The organism is Paenibacillus sp. 01T443 (assembly GCF_056398325.1).
The window spans coordinates 1-520 of the sequence record NZ_JBFTPE010000075.1 but is presented as its reverse complement, the minus strand read 5'-3'; the positions used below and the strand labels follow the sequence as shown (position 1 = coordinate 520).

Genomic DNA, 520 nt, shown 5'->3' with positions numbered 1-520 from the left:
GTAGATGATTGGGGTGAAGTCGTAACAAGGTAGCCGTATCGGAAGGTGCGGCTGGATCACCTCCTTTCTAAGGAAATACCCGAACCCGATGAGGTTCGGATAAACTTGGCAGTTTATCGCTTACTCGTTGTCAGTTTTGAAAGATTAATACTCTTTCAACGGTAGTCCAAAGGGAATACCCAAGGGCCTTTAGCTCAGCTGGTTAGAGCGCACCCCTGATAAGGGTGAGGTCGGTGGTTCGAGTCCACTAAGGCCCACCATTATCGACTCTGAGAAGTCGGTACCCATTTTGGGGCCATAGCTCAGCTGGGAGAGCGCCTGCCTTGCAAGCAGGAGGTCAGCGGTTCGATCCCGCTTGGCTCCACCAATACAATTGCACCTTGAAAACTGGATAACGAAAGAAAAGAATTGCTGAAACATCCTTTAAGCTGTTTTTATTGTAWGCGAAAGGTGTTCGAGAWTGTTGCGACTTCTTTTCGTTGTATTCCCACCGCTTAATGTTTATTGAGATGGAGGGAAT

The 520-nt window shown here is 47.9% G+C and carries 2 tRNA genes and 1 rRNA gene; all 3 read left to right on the top strand.

The window, feature by feature from the left end:
• Positions 1-67, top strand: a 16S ribosomal RNA gene (locus AC1DLI_RS34345); the annotation flags it as partial.
• A 116-nt stretch (positions 68-183) separates the two neighbouring features.
• Positions 184-260, top strand: a tRNA-Ile gene (locus AC1DLI_RS34340).
• Between the two features lie 31 nt (positions 261-291).
• Positions 292-367, top strand: a tRNA-Ala gene (locus tag AC1DLI_RS34335).
• The last annotated feature ends 153 nt before the right edge of the window (positions 368-520 follow it).